General features: G+C 64.8%; 21 protein-coding genes and 1 riboswitch. Of the genes, 9 read left to right on the forward strand and 12 right to left on the reverse strand.

The annotated features are described in order from the left end of the window. Window positions 1–14 precede the first annotated feature (14 nt). The gene (locus EJ069_RS28700) at window positions 15–914 is read right to left on the reverse strand and encodes a DMT family transporter (RefSeq protein WP_126064011.1); all 900 of its coding nucleotides are present in this window, start codon (window positions 912–914) and stop codon (window positions 15–17) included. A gap of 295 nt (window positions 915–1,209) precedes the next feature. Between EJ069_RS28700 and EJ069_RS28705 the strand changes: the two genes are divergently transcribed. Next, window positions 1,210–2,508 (forward strand): adenylosuccinate synthase, encoded by a 1,299-nt coding sequence (locus EJ069_RS28705; protein WP_126064012.1) that lies wholly within the window; start codon window positions 1,210–1,212, stop codon window positions 2,506–2,508. Window positions 2,509–2,577: 69 nt separating this feature from the next. Continuing rightward, window positions 2,578–4,428: a hypothetical protein gene (locus tag EJ069_RS28710; RefSeq protein WP_126064013.1), complete on the forward strand. Its 1,851-nt coding sequence runs from the start codon at window positions 2,578–2,580 to the stop codon at window positions 4,426–4,428. Between the two features lie 59 nt (window positions 4,429–4,487). Here EJ069_RS28710 and EJ069_RS28715 read toward each other — a convergent pair whose 3' ends face one another. From EJ069_RS28715 to EJ069_RS28730, 4 genes are all read right to left on the reverse strand, one after another. Then, on the reverse strand, window positions 4,488–4,787 hold the full coding sequence (locus EJ069_RS28715) for a CcdB family protein (protein ID WP_126064014.1): 300 nt from the start codon (window positions 4,785–4,787) through the stop codon (window positions 4,488–4,490). After that, window positions 4,787–5,029 carry a type II toxin-antitoxin system CcdA family antitoxin gene (locus EJ069_RS28720; RefSeq protein WP_042637270.1) on the reverse strand — a complete coding sequence of 81 codons (243 nt, stop codon included), beginning with the start codon at window positions 5,027–5,029 and terminating at the stop codon, window positions 4,787–4,789. Before EJ069_RS28720 ends, EJ069_RS28715 begins: the two co-directional genes overlap by 1 nt. A gap of 61 nt (window positions 5,030–5,090) precedes the next feature. Then, window positions 5,091–6,905 (reverse strand): ABC-F family ATP-binding cassette domain-containing protein, encoded by a 1,815-nt coding sequence (locus EJ069_RS28725; protein ID WP_126064015.1) that lies wholly within the window; start codon window positions 6,903–6,905, stop codon window positions 5,091–5,093. Between the two features lie 10 nt (window positions 6,906–6,915). Further along, a complete protein-coding gene (locus EJ069_RS28730) occupies window positions 6,916–7,560 on the reverse strand; it encodes a thiamine diphosphokinase (protein WP_126064016.1) in 645 nt (214 codons plus the stop codon). Window positions 7,561–7,690: 130 nt separating this feature from the next. Then, window positions 7,691–7,796, forward strand: a riboswitch (TPP riboswitch). A 43-nt stretch (window positions 7,797–7,839) separates the two neighbouring features. On the opposite strand from EJ069_RS28730, the gene thiB reads away from it, so the two are divergent. The 4 genes from thiB to EJ069_RS28755 all read left to right on the forward strand — a co-directional run bounded on the left by thiB (window position 7,840) and on the right by EJ069_RS28755 (window position 13,093). After that, complete coding sequence (gene thiB / locus EJ069_RS28735; protein ID WP_126064017.1) at window positions 7,840–8,850, forward strand: thiamine ABC transporter substrate binding subunit; 1,011 nt, start codon at window positions 7,840–7,842, stop codon at window positions 8,848–8,850. Window positions 8,851–9,073: 223 nt separating this feature from the next. Then, window positions 9,074–10,690, forward strand: a complete 1,617-nt coding sequence (gene thiP / locus EJ069_RS28745; protein WP_126064018.1) for a thiamine/thiamine pyrophosphate ABC transporter permease — start codon at window positions 9,074–9,076, stop codon at window positions 10,688–10,690. Next, a complete protein-coding gene (gene thiQ, locus EJ069_RS28750) occupies window positions 10,687–11,475 on the forward strand; it encodes a thiamine ABC transporter ATP-binding protein (RefSeq protein ID WP_126064019.1) in 789 nt (262 codons plus the stop codon). The genes thiP and thiQ overlap by 4 nt, the downstream gene beginning before the upstream one ends. A gap of 151 nt (window positions 11,476–11,626) precedes the next feature. Beyond that, entirely contained in the window at window positions 11,627–13,093 is a 1,467-nt protein-coding gene (locus tag EJ069_RS28755) for a M48 family metalloprotease (RefSeq protein WP_126064020.1), read from the forward strand. Between the two features lie 116 nt (window positions 13,094–13,209). Here the strand turns inward: EJ069_RS28755 and EJ069_RS28760 are convergent, their stop codons facing one another. Then, on the reverse strand, window positions 13,210–15,150 hold the full coding sequence (locus EJ069_RS28760) for a caspase family protein (protein WP_245456350.1): 1,941 nt from the start codon (window positions 15,148–15,150) through the stop codon (window positions 13,210–13,212). 185 nt (window positions 15,151–15,335) lie between these two features. After that, window positions 15,336–16,199: an RNA polymerase factor sigma-32 gene (locus EJ069_RS28765; protein WP_126064022.1), complete on the reverse strand. Its 864-nt coding sequence runs from the start codon at window positions 16,197–16,199 to the stop codon at window positions 15,336–15,338. A gap of 307 nt (window positions 16,200–16,506) precedes the next feature. On the opposite strand from EJ069_RS28765, the gene EJ069_RS28770 reads away from it, so the two are divergent. The 3 genes from EJ069_RS28770 to EJ069_RS28780 all read left to right on the forward strand — a co-directional run bounded on the left by EJ069_RS28770 (window position 16,507) and on the right by EJ069_RS28780 (window position 18,849). Then, window positions 16,507–17,280: an amino acid ABC transporter substrate-binding protein gene (locus tag EJ069_RS28770; RefSeq protein ID WP_126064023.1), complete on the forward strand. Its 774-nt coding sequence runs from the start codon at window positions 16,507–16,509 to the stop codon at window positions 17,278–17,280. 118 nt (window positions 17,281–17,398) lie between these two features. Continuing rightward, window positions 17,399–18,079: an ABC transporter permease subunit gene (locus EJ069_RS28775; RefSeq protein WP_126064024.1), complete on the forward strand. Its 681-nt coding sequence runs from the start codon at window positions 17,399–17,401 to the stop codon at window positions 18,077–18,079. After that, window positions 18,076–18,849: an amino acid ABC transporter ATP-binding protein gene (locus EJ069_RS28780; RefSeq protein WP_126064025.1), complete on the forward strand. Its 774-nt coding sequence runs from the start codon at window positions 18,076–18,078 to the stop codon at window positions 18,847–18,849. The genes EJ069_RS28775 and EJ069_RS28780 overlap by 4 nt, the downstream gene beginning before the upstream one ends. Window positions 18,850–18,922: 73 nt before the next feature. Here EJ069_RS28780 and EJ069_RS28785 read toward each other — a convergent pair whose 3' ends face one another. The 5 genes from EJ069_RS28785 to phbB form a co-directional block, all read right to left on the reverse strand. Continuing rightward, a complete protein-coding gene (locus EJ069_RS28785) occupies window positions 18,923–19,504 on the reverse strand; it encodes a CarD family transcriptional regulator (protein WP_095816705.1) in 582 nt (193 codons plus the stop codon). Between the two features lie 373 nt (window positions 19,505–19,877). Next, window positions 19,878–20,216: a ferredoxin FdxA gene (gene fdxA, locus EJ069_RS28790; RefSeq protein ID WP_041004757.1), complete on the reverse strand. Its 339-nt coding sequence runs from the start codon at window positions 20,214–20,216 to the stop codon at window positions 19,878–19,880. A gap of 201 nt (window positions 20,217–20,417) precedes the next feature. Continuing rightward, entirely contained in the window at window positions 20,418–20,804 is a 387-nt protein-coding gene (locus EJ069_RS28795; RefSeq protein WP_126064026.1) for an RNA-binding S4 domain-containing protein, read from the reverse strand. 15 nt (window positions 20,805–20,819) lie between these two features. Beyond that, complete coding sequence (locus EJ069_RS28800) at window positions 20,820–24,146, reverse strand: helicase-related protein (RefSeq protein WP_126064027.1); 3,327 nt, start codon at window positions 24,144–24,146, stop codon at window positions 20,820–20,822. 775 nt (window positions 24,147–24,921) lie between these two features. Further along, the gene (gene phbB, locus EJ069_RS28805; RefSeq protein ID WP_126064028.1) at window positions 24,922–25,647 is read right to left on the reverse strand and encodes an acetoacetyl-CoA reductase; all 726 of its coding nucleotides are present in this window, start codon (window positions 25,645–25,647) and stop codon (window positions 24,922–24,924) included. Window positions 25,648–25,686 lie beyond the last annotated feature (39 nt).

Consider the following 25,686-nt stretch of genomic DNA (forward strand, 5'->3'; position numbering starts at 1 on the left):
GTGATCGGGAGATATCATCCCGCCTGTAGTGCCGCTCTGCTGCCGCTGTATTCGGCCAAGGCAATGCCGCCGAGGACAAGAGCCAGCGCGAAGGCCTGATAGGGCTGAAACTGCTCGCCGACGATCAGCACCGAAAGCAGCGTGCCGAAGATCGGCACCAGGTTGATGAACAGACCGGCGCGGTTGGCGCCGATCAGCTCGTTGCCCTTGATGTAGAGGACCTGCGAGACTACCGAGGCGCCGAGCGCCGTATAGAGCGTGAGCGCCCATCCGCTTGCGTCCGGCATGACGGCGCGGCCGGCCGCAATCTCCCAGATGACGAAGGGCAGGGAGATCAGCAGCGCCGCGAACGACAGCGCCAGCATGAAACTCTGCCAGCGGATTGCCGGCCTGAGGCGCAGCCCCACCGAATAGAGGCTGTAGCAAAGCACAGCGACAAGCATGATGGCGTCGCCGAAGTTGAGGTCGAGCTTCAAGAGCTGGCCGAGATCGCCATGGCTTGCGGTCAGCGCGACGCCGACGATGGTGAGCACGACGCCGACGATCTGCAGAGGCCGCACGCGCAGCCGGAAGAACATGAAGTTGGCAAGGATGATGACGATCGGGATGGCCGCCTGCTCGATCGAGACGTTGATAGCGGTTGTGTAGTTGAGCGCGGTGTAGAAGATGACGTTGAAGATGGTGAAGCCGCACGCGCCGAGGCCGGCAAGCAGTTTCCAGTGGCTGCGCACTTCGGGCCAGTCCTCGCGCAGCGTCCGCCAGCCGACGGGCAGCAGGATCAGCACCGCCATCACCCAGCGCAGGAACACCAGCGTCATCGGCGAGACATGGCCGACGGCAAGCTTGCCCGCGACCGAATTGCCGCCCCACAACAGCATGGTCGACAGAAGGAACAGATAGGCGGCTCGGTGCATGAGGGATCGGCCTGCAGGGATGTTCGCGGGTTCAGGCCGGCCTAGAGTGGCGGCGGCGGCAAGTAAATGATGCGAAAGCTGGAATTTGTTATGCCTGATCGGGACGAGGCTTCGCCGGCATCGTCATCCCGATGCAACTCCTGGAGCACGGTCGGGTTCCGAAAGCCGGCTCCCGCTTTCAAATCATGTTCCAGGGATGGTTTCGGCGGCAAAGAAAGGGTCGCGCCGGCCGGCGCTTGACGCTATAGAGGCTGTCGTTTCAGGCCGCCCGCGCGGCATTTCAAGGGAAAAGAACATGGCCAATGTGGTGGTCGTCGGCTCGCAGTGGGGCGACGAAGGCAAGGGCAAGATCGTCGACTGGCTGTCGGAACGGGCCGACGTGGTCGTGCGCTTCCAGGGCGGCCACAATGCCGGCCATACGCTGGTCGTCGACGGCAAGGTCTACAAGCTGTCGCTGCTGCCCTCCGGCGTGGTCAGGCAAGGCAAGCTCTCGATCATCGGCAATGGCGTGGTGTTCGATCCGCATGCTTTCGTGGCCGAAGCCAAGAAGCTCAAGGACCAGGGCGTGGAGGTCACGCCGGAGCGCCTGAAAATAGCCGAAAACACCGCGCTTATCCTGTCGCTGCACCGGGAGCTGGATGGATTCCGCGAAGATGCCGCCTCGAATTCCGGAACCAAGATTGGCACGACCCGCCGTGGCATCGGCCCTGCCTATGAGGACAAGGTGGGCCGGCGGGCGGTGCGGGTGATGGACCTGGCGGATTTGGAAACGCTCCCCTTGAAGGTCGACAGGCTGCTGACGCACCACAACGCGCTGCGCCGCGGACTCGGCCATCCGGAAGCGACGCATGAGGCGATCATGCAGGAGCTGACCTCGGTGGCCGGCGAGATCCTGCCTTACATGGACCGGGTCTGGAAGGTGCTCGACGACAAACGCCGCGCCGGCGAGCGCATCCTGTTCGAGGGGGCGCAGGGCACGCTGCTCGACATTGACCACGGCACCTATCCCTTCGTCACCTCGTCCAACACGGTAGCGGGTCAAGCCGCTGCCGGTTCCGGCGTCGGTCCCGGCGTCATCGGCTATGTGCTCGGCATCACCAAGGCCTATACGACGCGCGTCGGCGAGGGGCCGTTCCCGACCGAGCAGAAGAACGAGATCGGCGAGTTCCTCGGCACGCGCGGCCACGAGTTCGGCGTCGTCACCGGCCGCAAGCGCCGCTGCGGCTGGTTCGACGCCGTGCTGGTACGCCAGGCCGTTGCCGTCAACGGCATCAAGGGCATCGCGCTCACCAAGCTCGATGTGCTCGACGGGCTGGACGAGATCAAGGTCTGCACCGGCTATCGGCTCGACGGCGAGACGATCGATTACTTGCCGGCCAGTCAGGGCGCGCAAGCGCGGGTCGAGCCCATCTACGAGACGCTCGAAGGCTGGAAGGGGACCACCGCCGGCGCCAGGAGTTGGAACGATTTGCCGGCGCAAGCCGTCAAATATGTCCGCTATATCGAGGAGCTGATCGGCGCCCCGGTGGCGCTGCTTTCCACCAGCCCCGAACGGGAAGACACGATACTTGTGACCGATCCGTTTCAAGACTAGTTTCACAGCCCTTCCCGGCGTTACGGCTGATTTGCGGCCGGTGGGAAAAGAATGCAGGTCACCTGACGCATGGCAGATTTCATCGCCGTTCTGAAAAAGACGATCGACAATCTCAGCGAGAACACGCCGGAGATGCGGTCGAAGGTCTATGACAAGGCGCGAGCGACAATCGCCAAGAAGCTTGCCGATCGCGTTCCGCCATTGGCGCCTTCGGTCGTCGATCAACAGAAGCGCACGCTTGAGGACGCCATCTCCAGCGTCGAGCGCAGTTATGCCAAAAGCGTTCCCGCCGCCGATCCGCTGGCGGAGCTGGAGCATATCTTCTCCTCCATCGACCGCAACAGGAACCAGCCGACCCACTCCCGCCAGCCGGCGGCGCCCGCAGTGCCGGCGCCTGCCAGGCCGGACCCGTTCAAATCGGAACCGTTCAAGCCGACACCGGCGCCCGCCAGGATCGAACCGGCCAAGCCCGAACCGAGCTGGCAAAGCAAGGCTGAGCCCGCGCCGCAAAACCCTGTGAAGACCGAGCCGGCCTGGCAAAGCACGGCAAGGACGGAGCCGAGCTGGCAGGCCGCGCCCAAGGCGGAGCCTGCCTGGCAGAAGGCGCCGCCACCGCCGATGCCGTCGCCGCGCGAGGACGATGTCGGCCTCGCTGGCATGGACGCCGCCGATGCCGACGACGGCAGCGATGTTTTTGCCAATGACGAGCAGCCGGCGGCCGATACTTTCCAACGGCTGCGGCCTCAGCAGCCGCGGCGCAGGCGCGGCTATGGCGGCCTGATCGCTGCCGTCATCGCGCTTTTGGTGTTGGCGGGCGGCGGTTACGGCATATGGCTGAACAAGACTGCGTTCGGCTCGCTCTTTGGCCTTGGCGGCAGCGGCAACAAGACGGTCTCGACCGAGCCGCTGGTCAAGCCTGGTCCGGCCAAGCCTGCGACCGAGACGGCGGCAGCGCCGAGCCCAGCTCCGGCCGCTACAGGCGAGCCCGCCGAGACGACCAAGTTCACGCAGCGCCTGACGCCCGAGGGCAAGGAGACCGATCCCGGCCCGGCTGGCGGACAGCCCACGATCGGCGAAGGCGAATCCGTCGCGGCGCTGACCTCGCGGCCGCCGCCCGCCCCGGCAACGGCGCCTGCGCCGACCGGTGCCGCGCCCGCGGCCGCCACGCAAACGCCTCCCGCTGCGGCGCCGACGACCGACGCGGCCAATCCGACGCCGCCGGCGGCTGGAACCGCACCGCCAACGGCTGATGCGGCAACGACGCCCCCCGCGGCCGGCGCCACGCCGCCCGCCGCCGGAGCAACGCCACCCGCTGCAGGTACCGCGCCGGCCACACCCGCGCCGGCGACCGCCGAGGCGACTGTGCCGGTCGGACAGAAGGCGATCTTCTATGAGGAGCGCACCAGCACCCAGCAGGGCACGGCCGAGCCCGGCAGCATCGTCTGGTCGCTGGTGCAGGAATCGCCCGGCGGCGACCTGCCGCCGGAACCGGCGATCCGTGCCGAAGCGACGATTCCGGGCAAGAATATCCAGCTGCGCATGACGATCCGGCGCAACACCGACCAGACCCTGCCGGCCAGCCACATCATCGAGATGATCTTCCTGACGCCGGAAGGGTTTGACGGCGGCGGCGTCGACAACATCCTGCGCATCGCCATGAAGAGCTCGGAGCAGGACGCCGGCAGCCCGCTGATCGGCATCCCGGCCAAGATCGCCGACGGCTTCTTCCTCGTTGCGCTCAATGACACCAAGGCCGACGAGGACGCCAACCTGACGCTGCTTCGGGGACAGTCCTGGATCGACGTGCCGGTCGTCTACAAGACTGGACGCCGCGCTCTGCTCACCATGGAAAAGGGCATTCCGGGCGAGAAAGTGTTCGACGAGGCGCTGAAGGCCTGGGCGGCGAAGACGTCGGGGTGAGGAGCAATTCCAGGAAAAGTGTGAGCCGTTTCCGTCCGGAATTGCGTAAGGCAGGCGCCTTAAAAGCCTTGAAAGAGCATATCGAGTGCCGCCACGATATCGTCGTGGTGGCTCATGAGATTGGTTCGATTTTCGCCGAGTTCGGCTGCGGCCACCGTCGCAATGAGGTGGGTGGCCATCACCATCTTCCGGCCGTTGATCTCAAAGACCGGATGCAGCTTGCGCATTGGCGAAGGCGCCGAGGTCAGTGGCAGAAGTGGAACGACCACCCGCGTCTTGAAGTGGTCGAGCAGGTCGGATTGAACGTCGAGCAGATAGCCGCCTTCGATGCCGCTGGCGAAGACGTCATAGCGCGCCATCAGAATTGCCGATGTTCGGCGAGTGGGATGCCGTGCTTGTCGACATAGTCGTTCCAAGCGTCCATCGTCGCACGGTTCTCAAGCTTCCATAGCCGCGTTTTTTCCGCAGCAACCGCTTCCGATATGCCGGCCTCCGCAGCGCGCGATACATTCACGTTGAGCCCCTTGGCTTCCGCCATGAGCTGCGAATCGATCGACAGATTAGCTGGCTGGCGATTTGCGTTCGTTGCGATCTTGCGCATGACAGTCACCTCGACATGCGCATACTTTATGCGCATCGGTGCGTCAGCGCAATGAGGGGTGCTATCCCTCCATCTCCTCACGCAGCATCTCCAGCTCGAGCCACTCCTCCTCGAGCGCGGCGAGCGTGGTGCGCTCCTTGTCGAGCGCGGCGATGGTCTTCTGGAACGAGACGGGGTCGCGTTCGTAGAAGGCGGGGTCGGCGATGTTGTTCTCCAGCCTGGCGATCGAGGCTGTCACCGCTTCGATCTTCTTCGGCAGGGAATCCAGCGCGAACTTCTGCTTGAACGAGAGCTTTTTCGCCGGGCCTTTGGGTGCGGCTTGTTCGGCTTTCGGCGAAGCCTCGGCGGTCTCGGCCTTAGACCTGGCCTTGCGGTCTTGCAGCTTCGAGCCGCCGCGCTGCGCCAGCATGTCTGAATAGCCGCCGGCATATTCGATCCAGTGGCCGTTGCCCTCCGGCGCGATCACGCTGGTGACGGTGCGGTCGAGGAAATCGCGGTCGTGGCTGACCAGGATGACAGTTCCGGCAAAGCCCGCGACCAGCTCCTGCAGCAACTCCAGCGTCTCCATGTCGAGGTCGTTGGTCGGCTCGTCAAGCACCAGAAGATTCGCCGGGCGCGCCAGCACGCGGGCCAGAAGAAGGCGCGCGCGCTCGCCGCCGGAAAGCTCGCGCACCGGCGTGCGCGCCTGCTCCGGCTTGAACAGGAAATCCTTCATGTAGGAGACGACGTGGCGCTGCTCGCCATTGACCAGCAGGTTCTCGCCGCGCCCATCGGTAAGGTAATGCGCCAGGGTCTCGGCCGGGTCGACGGCCTCGCGCTTCTGGTCGAGTGTGGCGATCTCCAGGTTGACGCCGAGCCGCACGCTGCCGGCATCCGGCGCGAGCTCGCCGGTCAGCATCTTCAAAAGCGTCGTCTTGCCGGCGCCGTTGGGGCCGACCAGGCCGACGCGGTCGCCGCGCTGGATGCGGGTCGAGAAACCCTTGACCACGGTGAGGTCGCCAAAGCTCTTGTCGATGCCCTTGGCCTCGATCACCAGCTTGCCGGATTCGGCGGCGTCGCTCGCCACCATGGTGGCGGTGCCTTCGGCGCCGCGATGGCTGCGGAAACGCTGGCGCATCGTCTGCAATTCGCCGAGGCGGCGCATGTTGCGCTTGCGCCTGGCGGTCACGCCGTAGCGCAACCAATGCTCCTCGCGCACGATCTGGCGGCCGAGCTTGTGCTGCTCGCGCTCTTCCTCCTCCAGCACCTGGTCGCGCCATTCCTCGAAATGGGCAAAGCCCTTGTCCAGCCGCCGCGTCTGGCCGCGATCAAGCCAGACGGTTGCGCGGGTGACGCGTTCGAGGAAACGGCGATCGTGCGAGATCAGGATCACGGCCGAAGAGGTGCGGGCAAGCTCCTCTTCCAGCCATTCGATCACGGAAAGATCGAGATGGTTGGTCGGCTCGTCGAGCAGAAGGATGTCGGGCTCTGGCGCCATGATGCGCGCAAGCGCGGCGCGCCGCGCCTCGCCGCCGGAGAGGTCGCCCGGCTTCTCCTCGCCGGTGAGGCCGAGATGCTCCATCAGATAGGTGGCGCGATGTGGATCGTCGGCCGGGCCGAGGCCGGCCTCGACATAGGCGCGCACAGTAGCGAAGCCGTCCATATCCGGCATCTGCGGCAGATAACGAACGGTCGCCGAGGGTTGGCGGAACACTTCGCCGTCCTGCGGCTCGATCATGCCGGCGGCGATCTTGAGCAGGGTCGACTTACCCGAGCCGTTGCGACCGACCAGCGCAATCTTCTCGCCGGCGGATGCGCTGAGCGCCGCGCCGTCGAGCAGCGGGGTGCCGCCGAAGGTCAGTCTAATGCCGTCGAGGTTGAGAAGTGGCGGCGCCATGTCTGGAATGTCAGCTTTCGGGAAGAGGATAGGGGTGGGCCAGAAGCAGCGCCCGGCCGCGCTCCAATGCGATGCCAAGCTGCCCTTTGACCTCGTTTGATATAGTGAGCGAGGAGCCGAACGTCACCTCGACGCGGTCGAGCGGCCATTTGGCGCCGGTAACCGTCAGGCCGAACAGGTCGGAGAAGCCGAGCACCGAAAACAGGGTGCTGTCCGCATAGTCGAAACTGGCTTTGCCAGGCAGGATGGGAACGCCTTCCTGCGCGCCGCTCGTCAGCAACACGGTCGTGCCCGCTTCTGCCAGCCGCACGGCGAGCGCCAGATGCAGGGAGGCATGGTCGGCGCGCTTGCCGCCGAAGGCGCCGGCAAGCACGAGGCTGGTGGCGCCGCGCTGGAGCGCTTCCGCTATTGCGAGCTCGCCATCGGTCATGTCCTTCTCGGCCGGGAAGATTTTTCGTGGGACGGAGGCCAGATCTTCGGGCAGGTTGGCCGGCACCGAGTCGAAATCGCCGACCCAGAGCTCGGGGACAAGGCCCAGCATGCGGGCATGGCCAATGCCGGCATCGGCGGCGATGACGCGCGAACCAGCGATCTGGCGTTCGAGCCGGGGCGTGCGGATAAGCTCGCCGCCCAGCAGGATGGTGAATGTGCCCATGGCCGTCGCCCTTACCAGCCCTCCAAGTGAAACGGAAGCCGGATGCGTCGCGCTTCGGTTCCTGCCCCGGAACATTAGCTGCTCGGCAAACTTCCGCTTGCGCGCCGCTTCGGCCGGGCCTATCTGTCGAGGCGCTCTAACGGGGTGCCGGACATTATCCGGCTGAGAGGCAAGCAAGCCAACCCGCTGAACCTGATCCGGTTTGTACCGGCGGAGGGATTAGACGTTTCGGACCATCCGGCGCCTCAATTCCTTGTCACTCGAACGAAGGAGGCGCCGATGCGCGCGATACTGTCCAAGCTTATTCTCGCAACCGGTCTTTTATCGCTTCTGGCTGGCGTTGTGCCCGCCGCCGCGAAGGACAAGCTCACCGTCTACACCTATGAAAGCTTCACCGCCGATTGGGGGCCTGGCCCGGCGGTGAAGAAGGAATTCGAAGCCGAGTGCGGCTGCGACCTCGAATTCGTCTCGGTGGCCGACGGCGTCGCCCTGCTCAACCGCGTCAAACTGGAAGGCGCCGGCATCAAGGCCGACATCGTGCTCGGCCTCGACACCAACCTGACCGCGGACGCCAAGGCGAGCGGCCTATTCGCGCCGCATGGCGACGTCTCGGGCATCAACGTGCCGGGCGGCTGGAGCGACGACACTTTCGTGCCGTTCGACTACGGCTACTTCGCCGTCGTCTATGACACGCAGAAGCTAAAAGTCCCGCCGAAGAGCCTCAAGGACCTGGTGGAAGGCAGCGGCAACGACAAGATCGTCATCCAGGATCCGCGCACCTCGACGCCCGGCCTCGGGCTGCTCTTGTGGGTGAAGTCCGTCTATGGCGACAAGGCGCCGGAGGCCTGGGCCAAGCTCAAGACGAAAGTGCTGACGGTGACGCCGGGCTGGAGCGAGGCCTATGGCCTGTTCACCAAGGGCGAGGCGCCGATGGTGCTCTCCTACACGACCTCGCCGGCCTATCACATGGTGGCCGAGAACACTGAGCGCTATCAGGCGGCGTCCTTCGAGGAAGGCGAGTACCTGCAGATCGAGGTCGCCGGCATCACCACGACGGGTGCCAAGAACCCGCTGGCGCAAAAATTCATCGCCTTCATGACCGGACCGAAATTCCAGGACGTCATCCCGGAAACCAACTGGATGTTCCCGGCCGGCAAGACCGACAAGCCGCTCAACCCGGCCTTCGACAAACTGGTCAAGCCGACCAAGACCCTGCTGTTCAGCCCGGCGGAGGTCGCGGCCAACCGCAAGGCCTGGGTGGATGAGTGGCTGGCGGTGATGAGCAAGTAGGCTGCGATGCTTGCGCCAAGGGCCCCCTCTCTGTCCTGCCGGACATCTCCCCCTCAAGGGGGGAGATCGGCTGTCACGCCGGCTTTCGCCAATCTCCGACGTTGCAGGATCGAGCGGGGCGTCGACACTGCCAATCTCCCCCCTAGAGGGGGAGATGTCCGGCAGGACAGAGGGGGGCGCGAAGGAACGCGGCGTTGCCTAGCTGAAGCCCGCATGGTGCCGCGTGCACCCCGCGCGTGACTCCCGCGTCTCCGCCGGCGTCATCGCTCTGGCGGCCATCGCCGCGCTCATCGGCGGCGCCTTCGCTGGCCTCATCCTCGAAGGCGCGCACGACCTCTCCGGCGCTGCAGCCGCCTTCGACGGCTACCTCCTCCGCGTCGCCCGCTTCACGCTGTGGCAGGCGGCCCTCTCGACGCTGCTCTCGGTCGCGCCGGCGCTCCTGGTGGCGCGCGCGCTTTCAAGGCATCCGCACTTCCCAGGTCGCCGCCTGATTCTGCAGCTGTTCACCGTCCCGCTGGCGTTGCCCGCGATCGTCGCCGCGCTAGGCATATTGGCGCTTTACGGCCGCGCCGGGTACTTTGCCGGCGTCTTCGCCGGGCTCGGCGGCGGAGAGTGGCCCGGCATCTATGGCCTTTCCGGCATCCTGGTCGCGCATGTCTTCTTCAACCTGCCTCTGGCGACGCGCTTGTTCCTCGAGGCGCTGGGCACCATTCCCGCCGACCAGTGGCGGCTGGCGAGCCAGCTCGGCATGAGCGCCCGGCCGGCCTTCCGGCTGCTCGAATGGCCAGTGCTGCGCGCGGCCATGCCAGGCGTCGCCGGGCTGGTCTTCATGCTCTGCATCACGTCCTTCACCATCGTGCTGACGCTGGGCGGCGGTCCAGCGGCGACAACGCTCGAGGTCGCCATCTACCAGGCTCTGCGCTTCGATTTCGATCCGGCCCGCGCGGTGGTGCTGACGCTGCTGCAGATCGCGCTCACCTTCGTCGTGGTCGCAGCGCTCACGCGGCTTGGCGCCAACACGGTCGGCGACGCCAATCTGCCGGTGGCGCCGCGCCGCTATCTTTCGGCGGGCCGGATGGAGAGCGCTCTAAATGCCGGCCTCATCGCGCTCGCCCTGCTGTTCGTCGCCGGACCGATGGCGGCGACGGTGGTTTCGGGCCTTCAGGCCGATCTCGGCCGATTGGCGGGCGAGGAAGCGGTGCGCCGCGCGACGCTCACCAGCGCCGGCCTCGCCTTGATCGCGGCGCTGCTCAGCGTGTCGCTGTCGCTGTCATTGATCGCGGCACGGCGCGCATTGGCTTTGCGTCGCCGTGCCGGCAGCGCCATGTCGCTGCTCAAGCATGCCGCCGACACCGGCGCCGGCTTCGTGCTCGTCGTGCCGCCGATCGTGCTTGGCGCCGGCTGGTTCCTGGCGCTGCGCAACATCACCGATGTCTTTGCCGTCGCGCCGGTGATGGTCGTCGCCGTCAACGCGGTGATGGCGATGCCCTTCGCCATCCGTGCCATTCGCCCAGCCTATGACGCGGCGAGCGAACGCCATGAGCGGCTTTGCCTGGCGCTCGGCATATCCGGCTGGACCAGGCTCAGCCTGATCGACTGGCCGTCGCTCAGGCGGCCCTTGGCCACCGGCTTCGCTTTCGCCATGGCGCTGTCGCTCGGCGATCTCGGCGTGATCGCGCTGTTCGGCAGCGATTCCGTGCAGACCTTGCCCTATCTTCTGCTTGCGCGCATGGGCAGCTACCGGACCGCCGACGCGGCGGGGCTCGCCTTGCTGCTCGGCCTCGTTTGCCTGATGCTGGTCGTCGCCGCCGATTGGCTGGGGCGGGAAGCAAGGGCATGACATCGACGCACAACAGCATCGCGGCAGGGAAGGCGCTGACCGTCACACTCGAAGACGTGTCGTTCAGCTATGGCGAATCGTCCTTCCGCTTCAATGCCGAGTTCGCGGCGGGCAGGATCACCGCCATCATGGGGCCGAGCGGCTCCGGCAAATCGACGCTGCTCAATCTGATAGCCGGCTTCGAAATACCCGATAGCGGCAAGGTGCTGATCGGCGGCATCAAGATCGGCGCCACGCCGCCCTCGGCGCGACCGGTGTCGATGGTGTTCCAGGAAAACAATCTGTTCGCGCATCTTACGGTCGAGGCCAATGTCGGGCTCGGCCGCTCGCCGTCGCTGAAGCTCGGCGATGGCGATCGCGCCGCCGTCGCCGAGGCGCTGGCGCGGGTTGGCCTGGCCGGCAAGGAAAAGCGGCTGCCGCGCGAGCTCTCAGGCGGCGAGCGGCAGCGCGTCGCGCTGGCGCGGGTGCTGCTGCGTGACCGGCCCGTATTGCTGCTCGACGAACCTTTCGCGTCGCTCGGCCCGGCGCTGCGCGAGGACATGCTCGACCTTCTCGCCGGCATCCATGCCGAGCGCAAGATGACGGTGCTGTTCGTCACCCATCAGCCGGAAGATGCGCTTCGCATCGGCCAGGACGTGGCATTTCTCGATGAGGGCAGGATCGCGGCCACCGGGCCGGCTGACGATTTCTTCGATCGGTCTGGACCGGATGCGTTCCGGCGCTATATCGGCGATCGAGGCGGCAGCGTTGCCGGATCACAACACATTGCCCGGAAGCGGACATAATTTGCGGCCAAACCAGTAACGGGTGATCCGGCGTTTGCTTGCCTTGTCCGGGGGAGTGTGGCTAGGTCCAGTCATGCGGTCCGGCGGGCCGTGATTTGCCGAAAGATTGCGAAAGGAAGCCGATCTGTCGACCGGCGCTGAGAAAGTGTGGATGAGGCCGCTTGCACGATTTTTCGCGCTGGCAAGCGTTGCCGTGCTGGCGAGTTGTCAGATGTTCACGCCGCCGGACGTGCAGGAGAGCGGCTTCCAGCCCTCTGACAAGCCGATCACCGTCGACAATGTCGTCGCCAACGCCAAACTCGCGGAAATGGCGAAAGCGCAGCATCCGCGCATTCTCGCCACCTATGGCGGCGAATATTCCGATCCGAAGCTGGAACGCATGGTGGCCAAGGTCGTCGGCAATCTGACCGTGGTGTCGGCCAACCCGACCCAGACCTATCGCATCACCATCCTCAACTCGCCCAACGTCAACGCCTTCGCGCTGCCGGGCGGCTATCTCTATGTGACGCGCGGCCTTTTAGCGCTGGCCAATGATTCCTCCGAGCTTGCCGCCGTCATCGCGCATGAGATGGGCCACGTCACTGCGAATCACGGGCTGCAGCGGCAGCAGCTCGAAGCCGAGGAAGGCTTGGCGACCAAGGTGGTGTCGGACGTGCTCGGCGACAGCCCGACCGCCAAGGCGGCGCTGATCCGCGGAAAACTCAGGCTCGCGCAGTTCTCGCGCAACCAGGAACTGCAGGCCGACGCCATCGGCATCAAGTCGATCGGCGAGGCGGGCTACGATCCTTACGCGGCTGGCCGCTTCCTGCAGTCGATGTCGGCCTATACCGATTTCCGCTCGGTCAGCGGCGCCACCGACGCCAGCCTCGACTTCCTGGCGACGCACCCCAACACGCCGCAACGCATCGAGCTGGCGCAGCGCCTTGCGCGCAATTTCGGCCCGCCCGGGGTCGGCACGCGCGACCGCGACGCATTCCTCGCGGGCATTGACGGCCTGCTTTACGGCGACACGCCGGAAGAAGGCTATGTGCGCGGCCAGACCTTCATGCACCCTAATCTCGGTGTCTCCTTCACCGTGCCGGACGGTTTCGTCATCGACAATTCCGCGGCCGCCGTCACCGCGACCGGGCCGGGCGACATCGCCATCCGTTTCGACGGCGTGGCGATCGACAAGTCGGTGTCGCTCACGGATTACATCCGCAGCGGCTGGGTGGCGGGACTCGAAGACGCCAGCGTGCGCCAGGAGACGATCAACGGCAATGAGGCGGCGATGGCGCATGCCAACGCTCAGGGCTGGCAGTTCGACATCGCGGTGATCCGCGCCGGCGGGCAGGTCTACAGGCTGCTGACGGCGGCGCCCTCGGCCAGCGCGTCGCTGGACCCGGTCGCGCGCTCGGTCAGCGGCTCTTTCCGCGTGCTCACCCCGGCCGAGAAGGCGGCGCTGAAGCCGCTGCACATCCGTGTCGTCACCGTTCAGGCCGGCCAGACCATGGGCTCGCTCGCCGCGCAGATGGTCGGCGTCGACCGCAAGCTCGACCTGTTCCGGGTGCTCAACGCCATGTCGCCGGGCGCCAGCGTATCAGCCGGCGACAAGGTCAAGATCGTCACCGACAAGTAGGCCAGAGCGGCCAGAAAACCGCTATCGCCCGGGTCGCTTTCAGGTCGGTCCATTACCGCTTGCGCCTGGTTTATTGGTGGTCGGCGATGGTGGCACCGCCACCACCGCCGATGCCATCAACCATTGTTGCTGTCGCCGCTGCCGCGTCCGGGCGGCGAGTGATCGTTGTCGCCGCCATTGCCGCGCCAAGGCACTGGGTCAATTGGCACCAGAGGCGCCTTTGGCGTGGTAATCTCTGGCGGCGGGGCTTTTGGCGCGGGGGTGCGGATCACCTTTATCTTCGTGACCACCTTCGTCACCACCTTGGGCTTGCACACCGCGATCGACATCTCGCTTCGCTTGGGCGAGAGACCGAGAATGGCCATCGAATAAGCCTCTTGTCGGTCAATGCCGGCTTTCAGGAAAGCCAAGGCCCGGGCCTCGTCCGCCGGCACGCCATTGCGGCCGTCCTTGAAGATCACTGCAAGATCCTTCATGGCATCGACATGCCCCATGGCCGCCGCCTGGAGCAAAAGGTCCAGTCCCTTGCCGGCATCTCGCTGAACGCCGACACCATCGAACAAGGCGCGCCCCAGGGTAGTCATGGCATAGGGGTCTCCCTTGTCCGAAGCCTGCGCATAGAGGCTGTTGGCTTTGGTCAGATCCGGAGCCGCCCCCATTCCGGACGCGGCGATGTAGCCGAGTTGGTAAACGGCGCGAACGTGCCCCTTGTCCGCGGCCTCCTGGATCGCCTGCCTGGCTTCCTCGATCCTGCCCGACGCCAGCAGCGCCCGCCCAAGCTCATAACGGAAGCGCGCAATGTCGGGATAGGATTTCACCGCCGCCTCGCAGGCCTCGACAGCGCTGCCGCCGATCTCGTTCGGCAAGCGGCCCGAGACGACGCCCTGCAGGTCGAGCGGCTCGCCGGCGGCCTGGTCACAGGGGTCGACGTTCGGCGACAGTTTCACCGTGGCTTGTTTCGCGGCGTTGCCGACGCGGATCTCGAAGCCGACCTGGACTGGAGCGGCCGAGCCGATCTGCGGCTCGTAACGCAATTTGTCGATCTCGGCGGCCATCAGGCTCGATTGCGGTGAAAGCACGCGATCGGGCAGGGACAGCGTCCCGGTCGCCGGGTAGCTCGCAAGCATGAGGCTGCCCCCGGCATCCTTGGCAGTGAAATCCAGCTTCAGCGGAACCGGGCCGACGCCGACCGGGACACTGATGCCGCGATTGTCGATCGCTTCGGCGGCAGCGGCGACCTGGATCCCGCGCTCCGCCATCTCCTGATCCTGCTGCGCGTCGGGTGACGATGGCGCTGGCTGCTCCGGGCCGCGCATCAGCACCACATCGTCGAGCAGCGACGAATTCTCCCAGGGAACCTGCTTGCCGTTGGTCGCCTTGACCACGTCGCGGCGCACGGCGGCCAGGACCGAGCGTATCTCCTGGTTCGGCGCCAGCGCGCGGCGCGAGAAGGCCGATGAAAACGGGCTGAGGTCGCCTGAGCCGTCATAGGCGACGGCGCCCGGCTCGGTGGCGAAAGCAATCAACGTGTTCTGCGAGCCTGTCACCTGCGCAAGCCCACTGTCGCCGGCGACGATCAGCTGGTCGCGCAGCCAATAGTCCTTGCGCGGGAAAGGATCGTTGCGGCAGGCATCGAGGATGATCATCTGAACCTTCGATCTCGAGCGCAGTTGCCGCAATATGTCATCGACCTTGATGGCCTGGACCTCCATGTCGGCCGCATCCTTGAGCGATGCATCGACCGGGATCAGGAAATTCTCTCCGCCGACCTGAAAGCCGTGGCCGGAATAATAGACGACGGCAAGATCGGCGCCGTCGGCGGCAGCGAGATAGTTGCGGAACTTCTCTTCGAACTGGAGCCTGGTGAGGTCCTTGGCCGCGAACACCTCGAAGCCGGCTTGCCGGAAGGTGCTCGAAACGTCCGCGGCGTCCTTGTCAGGGTTCTTGAGGGCTGGGATTGTCTGGTACGCGGAATTGCCGACGACAAAGGCGACCCTTCGGTCGGCACGGGCGTCCAGCGTCGTGAAAGCGACGAGAACCAAGGTCGCAAGGAGCATGCAGCATCGCAACATGGCAAATCCCCCATCCGTTGTGATCTGGAGGCTTCAAGAGGCCAATTGCGATGCAATGGTCTGTTAAAGACCTCACAATCCAAGGAGTATTATCAAAGGAGAATTACGCCGTTGGCGATATATTCTTATTTAATAAATTAGTTATCCTTAGTTTTTATATACGTTAACTTTCAGGCGGCCTCCGCCAGAAATTCCGGGTTCTGCTTCACCAGCGCCAGCTTCAGCTTTTCCATGGCGCGCGCCTCGATCTGGCGGACGCGCTCCTTGGAGATGCCGAGCTGTTCGCCAAGCGATTCCAGCGTGGCGCCGTCATCGCTCAGCCTGCGCTCCTCGATGATGCGAAGCTCGCGGGCGTTGAGCGCGCCAAGCGCGCTCTTCAGCCAGAGGGCGCGGCGCTGGACGTCGATTCTTTCGCCGACGATCTCGTCAGGCAGCGGGTCTTCGGAGACCAGGAAATCCATCCGCTCGGCAGCGCCGTTTTCGTCGGCAAGCGGTGCGTTGAGCGAGCTGTCTGGGGAGGACAGGCGTGAATCCATCATCGCCACGTCCGCTTCGGGAACGCCGAGCGCCGCCGAGACCTCACGGTAGAGCGTGGCATTGGAGAGCGGCTCGGCGCCGTTGGCCAGCCGTGCGCGCAAGCGCCTCAGATTGAAGAACAGCGCCTTCTGCGCAGAGCTGGTGCCGCCGCGCACGATCGACCAGTTGCGCAGGATGTAATCCTGCATCGAGGCGCGGATCCACCAGGTGGCGTAGGTCGAGAAGCGCACTTCGCGCGCGGGCTCGAAACGGGCCGCCGCCTCGAGCAGGCCGACATGGCCCTCCTGGATCAGATCGCCGAGCGGCAGGCCGTAATGGCGGAATTTCGAGGCCATGGAGATGACCAGTCGCATATGGGCGACGGTGATCCGATGCAGCGCGTGCTGGTCGTTCTCTTCCTTCCAGCGGAGCGCAAGAACATGCTCCTCGTCGCGCTCGAGATAGGGAGCCTTCATTGCCGCCCGGACCAGTGTCCGTCCTGCCGCGTCCTCAATCATGCCGGCTCCTGTTGGCGGTCATTACGCTCATGACGGTTGAAAAGACGCCGCCGCGCCCTACAACAGCCATGCAACGTGTCAGGCGCATGGATGGTTCCGCCGCCCGAGGGGGCAAATGTTGCCGGCGGGAACATTCTGTTAGCGGCCTCCAAAATGCCGCTTGGCGGATTATCGGACGATTTTGAGAATCAGATTTCCGGCAAAGCCGTTTTTTGAAATCTGGTTCCTTATTTTGCGACCTTCTATCTGTCAGTTTCCGGCTCTCACAATCGGACCGGCGCACCGGTCAAAACGGGATCACAGAAAAATGAAATGGCTTAAATCGCTCCTCATCGCCGGAACGCTGCAGGTTCTGGCGGTCACCGCCGGCCATGCCGGCGCCAATCTCGATCAGATCAAGCAGGCCGGCGTGCTCAAGGTCGGCACGGAAGGCACCTATGCGCCCTTCACCTATCATGACGAATCCAACGCGCTGGTCGGCTTCGACGTCGAGATCGCCAAGGCCATCGGCGACAAGCTCGGTGTCAAGGTCGAGTTCCTGGAAGGCAAGTGGGATGGGCTGATCGCCGGCCTCGACGCCAACCGCTACGACGCCGTCATCAACGAGGTCGGCATCACCGAAGCGCGCAAGGCCAAGTATGATTTCTCCGATCCCTATATCGCCTCGAAGGCGGTGCTGATCGTGCGCGGCGACAACACCGACATCAAGACCTTCGCCGATCTCAAGGGCAAGAAGTCGGCGCAGTCGCTGACCTCGAATTTCGGCAAGCTTGCCGAGAAGAACGGCGCGGAACTCGTCGGCACCGACGGCTTCGACCAGTCGATCCAGCTTCTGCTCACCGGCCGTGCGGACGCCACCATCAACGACAGCCTGTCCTTCCTGGACTTCAAGAAGCACAAGCCGGACGCCAATGTGAAGATCGCCGCGCAGGAAGAGAATGCCGACTATTCCGGCGTCATCGTGCGCAAGGGTGATCCGGAACTGGTCGCGGCCATCAACAAGGCGCTGGCCGACATCAAGGCCGACGGCACCTACAAGAAGATTGCCGACAAGTATTTTGGCCAGGACGTTTCGCAGTAAGCTGGCCGTCGTTTTGCTTGAACTCCGGCGGGCCGTCTTTGACGGCTCGCCGGTTTTTGCATGATAGTCAGTTCATACGGGGGAACGCGCCGCCGTATCTGGAAGGGAGAAGCGCCCCGTGCCGCACTGGCTGCAATTGATGCTGGAATCGCTGCCGACGCTGTTGTGGGCGGCGCTGATCTTCACCGTACCGCTGACGCTACTGTCGTTCGCGCTCGGCCTCATCGCCGGGCTGGTGACGGCGCTGATCCGGTTGTTCGGCCCCAAGCCGCTGGTCGCGCTGGTGCGCTTCTATGTCTGGATCTTCCGCGGCACGCCGTTGCTCGTCCAGCTGTTCCTGATCTTCTACGGCCTGCCCTCCGTCGGCATCCTGCTCGATGCCTTTCCCGCGGCGCTGATCGGCTTCACGCTCAACATCGGCGCCTACACCTCCGAGATCATCCGCGCCGTCATCGGCTCGGTGCCGAAGGGCCAGTGGGAGGCGTCCTATTCGATCGGCATGACCTGGAGCCAGGCGATGCGGCGCACCATACTGCCGCAAGCGGGTCGCGTCGCGGTGCCGCCGCTCTCCAACACCTTCATCTCGCTGGTCAAGGACACCTCGCTGGCGGCCGCCATCACCGTGCCCGAGATGTTCCAGGCCGCGCAACGCATCGTCGCCACCACCTATGAGCCGCTGATCCTCTATGTCGAGGCGGCGGCGCTCTATCTCGCGCTGAGCTCGGTGCTGTCGGCGCTGCAGGCGCGGCTGGAGGTGCGGCTCAACCGCTATGGCGGCTTCCTGGAGGCTAATTCATGATCGGCCTCACCAATATCGAGAAGCGTTTTGGCGACAATCTTGTCCTGAAGGGCGTCACCGTCAGCATCGACGAGGGCAGCGTCACGGCGCTGGTCGGCCCTTCCGGCGGGGGCAAGAGCACGCTCCTGCGTTGCATCAACCTGCTGGAGATCCCGACTTCCGGCTCCTTGCGCATCGGCGAGGAGACGCTTGCGTTCCATCCGGGCGGCAAGGTGCCGGCAAAAGATATCCAGCGCATACGCCTGCAGACCGGCATGGTGTTCCAGAACTTCCAGCTCTTCCCGCATCGCACGGCGATCGAGAATGTCATGGAAGGGCTGGTGACGGTGCTGAAATGGCCCGAGCCGAGGGCGCGCGAGCGAGCGATGGCGCTGCTCGAAAAGGTCGGCATGGCGCACAAGGCCGATGCCTGGCCGGCAACGCTGTCGGGCGGCCAGCAGCAGCGCGTGGCGATCGCCCGGGCGCTTGCGCCGTCGCCGCGCGTGCTGCTGTGCGACGAGCCGACCTCGGCGCTCGATCCGGAACTGGCTCAGGAAGTGGTCGACGTGCTTGGGCAGCTGGCCCGCGAGGGCACGACCATGGTGATGGCCACGCATGATCTCAGGCTCGCCTCCAAGATCGCTGAGGAGGTCGTCTTCCTCGATGCCGGAGCGATCGTCGAGAAGGGTCCGGCCTCGGTCGTGTTCGACAATCCGGAGCGCGAGCGGACGAAACGTTTCATTGCCTCGCTCAGGCAGGAGGAGGCGCAGAAGGAAGGGGGAGGCGCGTAACCTTCGATGGGCCTTTCAGAAACAAAAAACCCGGCGCGAGGCCGGGTTCTTCGTAACGTACAGGCGAAAAAGCTCAGGCAGCTTCTTCCTGTTCGGATTCTTCGTTGTCGGCCTTGGCGCCGCGCTTCGGGCCCTTGTTGAGATTGACCTCGATGAGACGCACCGCCTCGGTCTCCGACATGCGGTTCACCGCGGCGATCTCACGAGCCATGCGGTCGAGCGCGGCTTCATAGAGCTGACGCTCGGAATAGGACTGCTCCGGCTGGTTGTCGGCGCGGTAGAGGTCGCGGACGACTTCCGAGATCGAGATCAGGTCGCCGGAATTGATCTTGGCATCATATTCCTGGGCGCGGCGCGACCACATGGTGCGCTTGATGCGGGCGCGGCCCTGCACGACCTTCAGCGCGCGGTCGACATAATCCTCTTCCGACAGCTTGCGCATGCCGATCGAGGTCGCCTTGGCGACCGGCACCTTCAGCCGCATCTTGTCCTTCTGGAAATCGATGACGAACAGTTCCAGCTTGTGACCCGCAACTTCCTGCTCGTCGATCGCCACGATCTGGCCGACGCCATGCGCCGGATAGACGATGAACTCGCCGGTCTTGAACCCGTGGCGGGCCGCGGTGGACTTCTTCTGCGGGGTGATCGTTGCCATTACGCCCTGAACTCCTTAGTTGTGCCGCCGGCATCATGCCGGCGCGAACCCATGGGGCCGGCGGTAGCCGACCGTTAGCCGCGCAACAGGATGAACCCACCGGAAAAGCAGGGGGCCGGCATATCGCACGAATGCGACCGCCTGCCCCAGATCGCTCTGGTCCGGAATTAAAAGCTCACCTTTCAGTGATTTGGGGCGTTAGCGCCATAAATCGACGTCGTGTCACCGGCATGTTTTGCTTATGTAACACAAAAAGTCGGAAGAATCAAGGTTTTGCCGCGTTCGCTAACGCCAAGCGGCAGTGCTGCCTGTCAAGACAGTATTTGTGTCGGCCCCGTTACGCCGCGTCATGCCACGGCTATCGGCCTCTTTCTCAGTCACCCTCGCCGGGTTCGGCCGAGAAATATTTCTCGAACTTCCCGGTCTCGCCGTCGAAGGTCTTGGCGTCGGCGGGCGGTTCTTTCTTGGCCGTGATGTTGGGCCACTTCTCGGCGTATTCGGCGTTGACCTGCAACCATTTGTCGAGACCGCCCTCGGTGTCCGGCTTGATCGCGTCCGCCGGGCATTCGGGCTCGCACACGCCGCAGTCGATGCACTCGTCGGGATGGATGACGAGCATGTTCTCGCCCTCGTAGAAACAGTCGACCGGACAGACCTCGATGCAGTCCATGTATTTGCATTTGATGCAATTGTCGGTCACGACATAGGTCATTGCAGGCTCCGGAACGTCCCATTTTGTTGGGCTTTTTGGCTGAGGTAACGCCTTTGCCCGCCGCATGCAAGGGTAGGGATTGCCGGCGGAGCCGGAGGGCCGGAAAGGAATTCCGGCCGGAAGAGCGGATCGGCGTCACCGAGCCTTATCGCCGCGCAGTTTCGCGGAATTTCTCCGGCCACGCGCTGGGCCGGCTATGTTTCAATCGTCGCCGAGCAGACGGTCGGTCTGCCGGCGCTCGCGTTTGGTCGGGCGGCCGCTGCCGGCCTCGCGCAGCGCCGGAATGGCGTCCGCAACGGCCCCGCCTTTGGGAGTCGGCGCCGGCGACATGTCCTGGTAAAGCAACCGCGCTTCATCGGCCGGCCCGCGCCGTGTGCCGCAATCCAGCACTTTCCAGACCAGGATGCGGCCCTCGAGCGTGATGGTCAGCACGTCGCCGGGCTTCACCAGATCGGAGGCCTGCGCTGCTTTGTCGCGATTGATGCGGACGCGTCCGGCGACGACGACCTTCGCGGCCAGGGACCGCGACTTCACCGCGCGCGAGAAGAACAGCCATTTGTCGATGCGCTGGCGGCCTTCTCCAACCATCGCAACCGACCGAGGTTATTTCTTCAGCTGGTCGCGCAGGGCGGCGAGCTTGGCGAAGGGCGAATCCGGATCGAAGCGCTGCGGGCGTTCCTCGCGCGGCTTGTCCTGGAAGGCCGGCTTGCCGCCCGGAGCGTTGCCTTTGCCTTCCTGCCTGTTGCCCTTCCAGTCAGGCCGGCCCTCCCGGCGATCGCCCTGCGGCCGCCCTTCGCGGCGTTCACCGCCCTCGCGGCGGTCGCCCGCATCCGGCCTCGGCTTGAATTTCGACCGGTCGAAGCGCGGCTTGCCGGTGCCGTCGCGCTGCTCGCGGCGGCCTTCATGGGCCGGCCGGTCGCCGGGCTGGCCGCCCGCGGCGCCCGTCTGGCTGTCCCGCGCCGGCTGGTCACCGCGCTGGCGATTGTCGCGACGGTTGTCGTGACGCTGGCGCGGGCGCTGATGGTCGAAACGCGCCTGGCGCCACAGAAGGACAGGCTTCGGTTCTTCAGCTTCGGCCGGTGTTTCGTCGGCCTTACCCTCCCGCATCGAGGGGGAGGTAAGGGCGTCGGCGCCTTCGGCCGACTGAAGCACTGCAGCGGGGGCTTCCACAGTGGGAACCTCTTCCGCGACCTCGGCCGCAACTTCTGCCGGCTCTTCAACGGCAGGTTCCGCTGCTACTTCCGAGCTGGCTTCGGCCGGAACTTCAGCGACAGGTTCCGCCGCTTCCGCGACGGCTTCAGGCGGAGCTTCGACGGCTGCCGGCTCCGAGCCCTCTGCTGTTGCCTCTGCCACCGCGGCTTGCGCCTCTGTCGTCTGCGCGGCACGCGCCGCTTCTTCCGCCGCTAGCTTCGCCGCCGCCGCCTCGCGGGCGGCATTGTCCTGGGCTTCGAGCTTCGCCTTCACTTCGGCGGCCGGCTTCGCCTCGGAGCGATAGCCGAGACCTTTCAGGATCTCTTCCATGTCGTCGGCGGTGGCGCCGAGGATCGACATCATCGGCGGCGTCACCATGAAGGCGTGGCCGTCATAGGCGCCGTCCGGACGCTGGCCGAGACCGGGCTTCCAGTTGGTCGCCGGGCGGATGAGGTCGGCAAGCCGCTCGAGGATATCGACGCGCACGGCGCGGCGGCCGAGATTGCGATAGCCGGCGAGCTTGTAGAAGGTCTTGTCGAAGGCGGGGTCGATGACGACCGAGGTGCGGCCCGATGCGAGCGCATGCACCACGTCGCCGAAGCCCGGCTTGTCCTTGCCGTCGTTCTTCAGCGCCCAGAGCAAGGTCACCAGACCGGCCGGAGCCGGCTTGATCAGCGCCGGCACGAAGACATGATAGGCGCCGAAGCGCACGCCGAGCCGGCGCAGCGCGGCGCGGCCCTCCTGATCGAGCGACTTCATCTCTTCGGCGATGTCGCGGCGATTGATCAGGCCGAAATGCTCGACCAGCTGGAACGCGATGCCGCGTGCGATGCCGGTGAGCTGGTCGGCATTCTTCAGATCAACCAGCGGCTTCAGCAGCGACTCGATCTGGAAATTGACGAAACGCTCGGCGCGCGCCGCGACCTTGTCGCGGGCAGGGCCGGTCAGCTGTTCGTCGGCAAGCAGGACAAGGCGCGGCTTCAGCGCCTCGTCGCCGCCGACCAGCGTGCCGATCGGCGCGCCGATCCAGCGCAGGACGCCGTCGGAGCCCAGGGCCAGGTCGCCATTGGCGCAGGCGGCAAAGCGCTCGGCGCGCGCATCGAACTCGGCCGCGAGCGCCTTCTGGGCGGCGATCCGCACCGCCTTGGCGTCCTCGCCGCCGGCGCTTTGGTCGGCGGTGAAGCGGAACCCCTGCAACTCGCCGACATGATGACCTTCGACGAGGACGGTTCCGGTTGGGCTGATTTCGGCTTCAGGCATGGTATTTTCTCTAAGGCGCCGCATGAGGACGGAAGTCCTGCGGTCTACGAAGCGTTTCGTCAACCGCTCATGCAACGCATCCGACAATCTGTCTTCGATTTCGCGCGTCTTTTCCTGCCAGTGTAGCTGATCGGCCAGCCATCCGGGGCGGTTCGAGACGAAAGTCCAGGTGCGGATCTGTGCGATCCGGTGCGAGAGCGTGTCGATGTCGCCTTCCGTCGTGTCGGCGCGCCGCACCTGCTCGGCCATGTAATTCTCATCGACATGGCCATGGCGCGCAAGGTCCATATAGATGGAGGCGATAAGATCGGCGTGCTGGGCCGGCGCGATCTTGCGGTAGTCGGGGAGCGCGCAGGCTTCCCAGAGCAGCGCGACACGCTCCTTGCCGGTGGCCAAGGCGCGGATGTCGCCGTCCTTCGACAGATGCTCCAGCGCCTGCGCGTCGACAGCCGGCAGCGCGCGGGTCAGCCCCTCGACCGGCGCATTGGTCTCGGTCGAGCGCTTGAGAGCGTCGAGGCTGGAAAAATCGAAATCGGCGGTCCGCCATTGCAGCACCTTCACCGGGTCGAAGTCGTGCGCCTCGATCTTGGCGACCAGATCCTCGTCGAACGGGTCGACCTGGCCGGTGACGCCGAACGTGCCGTCGCGCAGGTGCCGGCCGGCGCGGCCGGCGATCTGGCCGAGCTCGGCCGCGCTCAGGTCGCGGTATTGGTAGCCGTCGAACTTGCGGTTCTGGGCGAAGGCGACGTGCTCGAGGTCTAGGTTCAGGCCCATGCCGATGGCGTCGGTCGCGACGAGATAGTCGACGTCGCCGGACTGGAAGATCTCCACCTGGGCGTTTCGGGTGCGGGGCGACAGCGCGCCGAGCACGACGGCTGCGCCGCCCTGCTGACGGCGTATCAGCTCGGCGATGGCATAGACCTCGTCGGCCGAGAAGGCGACGATCGCCGTGCGCCGCGGCAGCCGGGTCAGCTTCTTCGAGCCGGCATAGGCAAGGTGCGACAGGCGCGGCCGGGTCACCACCGATACGCCCTTCAACAGGCGCTGCAGGATGCCATGCATGGTGGCCGCGCCGAGCAGCAGCGTCTCCTGGCGGCCGCGCAGATGCAGGATGCGGTCGGTGAAGATATGGCCGCGCTCAAGATCGCCGGCGAGCTGCACTTCGTCGATGGCGACGAAGGCGGCGTCGGTCTCGCGCGGCATTGCCTCGACGGTGCAGACCGAATATTTCGCGCCGGCAGGGACGATCTTCTCCTCGCCGGTGATCAGCGCCACCTTATGGGCGCCGACCTTCTCGCAGACGCGCGCATAGACCTCGCGGGCAAGCAGCCTCAGCGGCAGGCCGATGATGCCGGTTTCATGCGCAACCATGCGCTCGATGGCGAGATGGGTCTTGCCGGTGTTGGTCGGGCCGAGCACGGCCGTCACGTCGCGGCCCGAAAGGATCAGCGGGTGGGAGTGTTTCGGCTGGATGTTCATCGGCTCGGAAATAAGTGTTTCTGCCGCTTCGATTGTTCAAGCATGATCTTTCTCCGAAAACCGGTTCCCACTTTCCGGGATCATGCTTTTGGTCGGAAGCGCGGCGGCGCCGCCGCGTGTGACAGCCGACACATAGGGATTTAGGACGCCGAGCGAAAGCGGAATGTTCTTTGAGGCAGGCGGGAATCGACGGACCCGGTCAAAACCGCCTGTCGTTAACGGCTGGAACGAGTCTGGAACGAATCAGCGACGAATCGCTGACTCGTTCTGATTCAGGTTTTGTTCACGGCTATATGTGGATTTTTTGACGGTGAGTCTCACCACATGCTGAATCGGGAAACTGGCCCGATTCATGCTTTGCCTCCGCCGGGATCGAGTCGCCGTTAACCTTTGCCGGTGAACGGTCGCGGTCGGTTGGAGACGTGTGGTCAAGGTTATGAATTTGTTGATTTTTCTTAATCGCTTTTAACGATTTGGGTAATTTTTTCGCCCTCCGCCGTTAACTTCTCGGCCAAAGCCAGAACGAATCGGAGACGAATCAGAGATGCAGGAAGTTTCCCGGTTTGTTCACCCCTAGATATGGTGTTATCCACAGCTTGCCCACCGAGGATTCACAGTTTGTCAGAGGGGTTGTGCACAGAGCGCGGCCGGGCCGTTAACTTTTGCGTCCCGAATTGAGGCAAGTTGGAGCGATAGAGCCGCGCTGACGCCGCCGTTCTTCCCTATTCGCTTATTCGCTACTCGCTAACAGGAGCCGCCATGGCGCCAAATGCTGTCAGGCGAAGTACTGGCCGCCATTGGCGGTGATGGTCGAGCCGGTGATGAAGCCGGCCTCATCGGAGGCCAGGAAGACGACGCAGCGCGCGATCTCTTCCGGCTCGCCGAGGCGGCCGACCGGGATCTGCGGGATGATGCGCTCGTTGAGCACCTTCTCGTCGATCGCCTTGACCATCTCGGTCGCGATATAGCCGGGGCAGATCACGTTGACGGTTATGCCGGCGCGGGCGCCTTCCTGGGCAAGAGCCTTGGAGAAGCCGATGTCGCCGGCCTTCGACGCCGAATAATTGGCCTGGCCGGCCTGGCCCTTCTGGCCGTTGATCGAGGAAATGGTGATGACGCGGCCGAACTTGCGGTCGCGCATGCCGCTCCACAGCGGGTGCGTCATGTTGAAGACGCCGGAGAGGTTGGTGTCGATCACTTCCTTCCACTGCGCCGGCGTCATCTTGTGGAACATGGCGTCGCGGGTGATGCCGGCGTTGTTGACCAGAACCGAGACCGGGCCGAGATCGGCCTCGATCTGCTTGATGCCGGCGGCGCAGGCATCGTAGTCCGCGACGGACCATTTGTAGACCGGGATGCCGGTCTCGGCCTTGAATTTCCGGGCCGCCTCGTCATTGCCGGCATAGTTCGCGGCGACCGAATAGCCGGCGTTCTTCAAGGCGGCCGATATCGCAGCACCAATGCCGCGCGTTCCGCCGGTGACAATTGCTACCTTGCTCATGTGGTCCTCCCTTTAGAAATCGACTGAGCGAATAGGGAG

Origin of the sequence: Mesorhizobium sp. M2A.F.Ca.ET.043.05.1.1 (assembly GCF_003952445.1) — a bacterium.
Lineage (GTDB): Bacteria > Pseudomonadota > Alphaproteobacteria > Rhizobiales > Rhizobiaceae > Mesorhizobium.

Excerpts from the sequence above, each read along its gene's own strand:
- fdxA (WP_041004757.1), bottom strand. The coding sequence starts at position 20,216 with ATGACCTATGTCGTGACCGACAATTGCATCAAATGCAAATACATGGAC.
- EJ069_RS28795 (WP_126064026.1), bottom strand. The coding sequence starts at position 20,804 with ATGGTTGGAGAAGGCCGCCAGCGCATCGACAAATGGCTGTTCTTCTCG.
- EJ069_RS28765 (WP_126064022.1), bottom strand. The coding sequence starts at position 16,199 with ATGATTGAGGACGCGGCAGGACGGACACTGGTCCGGGCGGCAATGAAG.
- thiQ (WP_126064019.1), top strand. The coding sequence starts at position 10,687 with ATGACATCGACGCACAACAGCATCGCGGCAGGGAAGGCGCTGACCGTC.
- EJ069_RS28710 (WP_126064013.1), top strand. The coding sequence starts at position 2,578 with ATGGCAGATTTCATCGCCGTTCTGAAAAAGACGATCGACAATCTCAGC.
- EJ069_RS28785 (WP_095816705.1), bottom strand. The coding sequence starts at position 19,504 with ATGGCAACGATCACCCCGCAGAAGAAGTCCACCGCGGCCCGCCACGGG.
- EJ069_RS28730 (WP_126064016.1), bottom strand. The coding sequence starts at position 7,560 with ATGGGCACATTCACCATCCTGCTGGGCGGCGAGCTTATCCGCACGCCC.
- EJ069_RS28720 (WP_042637270.1), bottom strand. The coding sequence starts at position 5,029 with ATGCGCAAGATCGCAACGAACGCAAATCGCCAGCCAGCTAATCTGTCG.
- EJ069_RS28715 (WP_126064014.1), bottom strand. The coding sequence starts at position 4,787 with ATGGCGCGCTATGACGTCTTCGCCAGCGGCATCGAAGGCGGCTATCTG.
- EJ069_RS28755 (WP_126064020.1), top strand. The coding sequence starts at position 11,627 with ATGAGGCCGCTTGCACGATTTTTCGCGCTGGCAAGCGTTGCCGTGCTG.
- phbB (WP_126064028.1), bottom strand. The coding sequence starts at position 25,647 with ATGAGCAAGGTAGCAATTGTCACCGGCGGAACGCGCGGCATTGGTGCT.
- EJ069_RS28780 (WP_126064025.1), top strand. The coding sequence starts at position 18,076 with ATGATCGGCCTCACCAATATCGAGAAGCGTTTTGGCGACAATCTTGTC.
- EJ069_RS28770 (WP_126064023.1), top strand. The coding sequence starts at position 16,507 with ATGAAATGGCTTAAATCGCTCCTCATCGCCGGAACGCTGCAGGTTCTG.
- EJ069_RS28725 (WP_126064015.1), bottom strand. The coding sequence starts at position 6,905 with ATGGCGCCGCCACTTCTCAACCTCGACGGCATTAGACTGACCTTCGGC.
- thiB (WP_126064017.1), top strand. The coding sequence starts at position 7,840 with ATGCGCGCGATACTGTCCAAGCTTATTCTCGCAACCGGTCTTTTATCG.
- EJ069_RS28700 (WP_126064011.1), bottom strand. The coding sequence starts at position 914 with ATGCACCGAGCCGCCTATCTGTTCCTTCTGTCGACCATGCTGTTGTGG.
- EJ069_RS28760 (WP_245456350.1), bottom strand. The coding sequence starts at position 15,150 with ATGCTCCTTGCGACCTTGGTTCTCGTCGCTTTCACGACGCTGGACGCC.
- EJ069_RS28800 (WP_126064027.1), bottom strand. The coding sequence starts at position 24,146 with ATGAACATCCAGCCGAAACACTCCCACCCGCTGATCCTTTCGGGCCGC.
- EJ069_RS28705 (WP_126064012.1), top strand. The coding sequence starts at position 1,210 with ATGGCCAATGTGGTGGTCGTCGGCTCGCAGTGGGGCGACGAAGGCAAG.